The sequence below is a fragment of the Sunxiuqinia dokdonensis genome (genome assembly GCF_001270965.1).
In the GTDB taxonomy this organism is placed as follows: Bacteria; Bacteroidota; Bacteroidia; order Bacteroidales; family Prolixibacteraceae; genus Sunxiuqinia; species Sunxiuqinia dokdonensis.
On record NZ_LGIA01000038.1, the window covers coordinates 1 to 3,256 of the forward strand.

At 33.7% G+C, this 3,256-nt stretch carries 1 protein-coding gene; it reads left to right on the forward strand.

What is annotated here, in order from left to right; translation table 11 throughout:
• Positions 1-256: 256 nt before the first annotated feature.
• Positions 257-3,256 (forward strand): SIR2 family protein (locus tag NC99_RS04265; RefSeq protein ID WP_157624434.1); only part of this gene is annotated, 3,000 nt, incomplete at its 3' end.

Below are 3,256 nucleotides of genomic sequence, written 5' to 3' on the forward strand. Positions count from 1 at the left end.
AGCCACAAAGAACAAGCTGAATTTTAATAGTAATTATGAAGGAACAACTCCAAGTCTAGATAAAAGAAATATAAATACTATGTATTTTCGGAGGGGGTGTGTGTCATGCTAGAAATAGAAAATAGACCAGTGTAAAATAGAAACCATAAATTGCAAAGCACATTTGGCACAATTGCAAATCGTACAGGCCGACGCACAAACCAAAATTTGCAAAAAGAGTGCAATTTTTGCCAACCCTAAAAACAATGTAAAGATTATGGAGATACCTAAGCCGTTAATAGACCAAATTAAAGAAGGAAATGTAGTATTATTTTTAGGATCAGGTGCCTCTGCTGGCGCGGAACACCCGAAAATGACTTCGCCACCGCTCGGCAATCATCTCTCCAACCTGATAGTTGAAAAATTCCTTACAGATGATTACAAAGACCAATCTTTACAATATACATCTGAGATAGCGATCTCTGAATATGATTTATTGACTGTTCAACAATTCATTTATGATTTATTTGAGCCTTTTAATCCGAATGAATATCATAAAAAAATCCCCAATTATGTTTGGAAGTCCATTGTAACAACTAATTATGATTATATTATAGAAAGAGCCTATAGCCAAAATAAAAAGCCACTACAACACTTAGCAAAATTTATTAAGAATGGAGAAAGAGTTAGAGATAAGCTTAAGTCGGTTAAAGATTTACCCTTTTACAAAGTTCATGGTTGTATTTCGGATATCAATGACATAAATACTCCGCTAATATTAACACCCGACCAATATGTAACTCATAAAAAGAATAGGGATAGATTGTTTCATCGTGTTCAGGAATTAGCTTACGAGTACACCTTTCTCTTTGTTGGATTTAGTTTTGCAGACTATGATATTCGAGCAATATTACTTGAATTAAGCAAGTTGAAAGATGGTCGTCCTAGGTCCTATATGGTTGGTCCTGACATAAAAGAGGCTGAAACTAGAATGTGGGAAGGCAAGAAGATTTCTTCGATAAAATCTACTTTTAGTGAATTCTTAGTTCAACTTGAAAAAGAAATTAGTCCTGATAAGGTTAAATTGGCACTTGCGAAACCTATAGATAGTGCTGTACATCCAATATTTGATAAATCGTCAGTAAGTCTTGCAGACCTGAGACCATCTGAATCTTTATTGAATTTTTTAACATATGATATTCAATATGTGCATTCTAGATTAAAAGAAAGAAACACCGACCCAAAAGAGTTTTATAAGGGATATTTTGAAAATTGGGATCCTATTCTTAAAGAATTAGATGCTCGTAGAAATATTACAGATACAATCCTTTATGAGGTATTCTTGGATGACGATAATCATGCCATGATAGATTTCCAGTTTTATCTACTTCAAGGATATGCAGGTTCAGGAAAATCAGTATTACTTAAACGTTTAGCTTGGGATGCTAGTATAGAGTTTGAGCGTATCTGTATTTTTTATAATAAAAACTCCATTATTAAACATGAGCCTATTATTGAATTATGTAATTACCTTAAAGAAAGAATTTATATTTTCATCGACAATATATCCGATTCAAGTGAAGAAGTGATTTCACTGATCTCGAAAATAAAGAAGGACAATCTGGCAATTACCATTATTGGAGCTGAACGAGTAAATACCTGGAATACTGAATGCGAGGACTTGTGCAATTATTTAACGGATGATTACCAGTTAGAATACCTTAATGATAAGGAAATAGAAAGACTTCTTGAGAAGCTTGAACAATATGACTCTTTAGGTTATTTGAAGAGCAAATCAAAGGAACGAAGAGTCGAAGCTCTTTCATATAAAGCAGGAAGGGAACTACTTGTTGCATTGTATGAAAGTACTTTAGGAAAGCCGTTCTCTGAAATAGTTGTGGATGAATACAATTCCATAACAGATGAAACAGCAAAGTCACTTTATTTAACAGTTAGTATACTACATCGTCTTGGTACCGAAACTAGGGCAGGGTTAATTTCAAGGGTTCATGACATTTCATTTTCGCATTTTAAGGAGAAACTTTTTAAGCCTCTTGAATTTATTGTGTTCGACAGTAGAGATTACCGAATTAATGATTTTGTATATAGGACAAGGCATAAACAAATTGCAGAAATAATCTTTTCTGAAGTATTGTCGGACAAGCAAATGCGTTACGATGAATATTTGAGAATTCTTTCATGTTTAGATGTCGATTATGAAAATGACAGAACCGCATTCCTTTCCATGACCAAAGCAAGGAATTTGAAAGAAAACTTTTCGGACCCCGAAATGATAAGAGAATTATACAAAGTGGCATCCGAAAGTAATGTGGATGACCCAAAATTAATGCAGCAGGAGGCTATATTTGAAATGACAGCAAACGGAGGAAGTATTAATAAGGCAGAAAGTTTGCTTTCTGAGGCGATCAAGATTTCTCCTAAAGACTCAATAATTCAACATTCCTTTGCTGAAATAGCATTTGTGAAAGCTGAAAAATCAAAACACAAATTGGAGATAGATAAATATCTAAAAGAAGCTGAGGCCATTTGCAAAAAATTAATCTCAAAATTTAAGGATAAACCACATCCATATCATACTCTGTTGAAGGTTCATATATTTAAAATTAAGCGCATAATTGATGATAATGACTCGCCTTCAATTGAAAGAGCTATTAAGGAAGCAGAGAAAACGTTTGCGAGTGCTAGGCAACAATTTCCAGAGCAAGAATTTATTTTAGAAGCCGAATCACAATTTAACAAATTACTGAATAATAAGCCAGAAGCAATAGTACTACTTGAAAGGGCTTTTGAGTTAAATAAAAGAAGTCCATATTTATGCCTTAGGTTGACAAATCTTTATGAGCAAAATAGAGCAGATGAGAAAGCTAGAGGTATTATGGAAGAAACATTAAGGCTAATTCCAAACGATAAAGATGTTAACTTCAGGTATGCAATGAATCTGACCAAAGATAAGGTTCCAAATTTAGAAACAATTAAGCATCATTTAAAACGGTCATTCACAAAAGGTGATAGCAGATATCAGGCTCAATTTTGGTTTGCGAGAACAATATATTTACTTGGCGAAATTGATGATGCGAACTTGTTGTTTGACAGATTAAAATCAATAAGTATACTACCAAAGCTTAAAAGCAAACCCAGGGGCAAGGTAAGGCATAATGGACATCTAATTTCATTTAAAGGTACAGTTTACAAGATAGAATCGAAGTGGATATGCAACACATTCTCCACTTTCCTGAACTCGAACAAATGGGTTTGC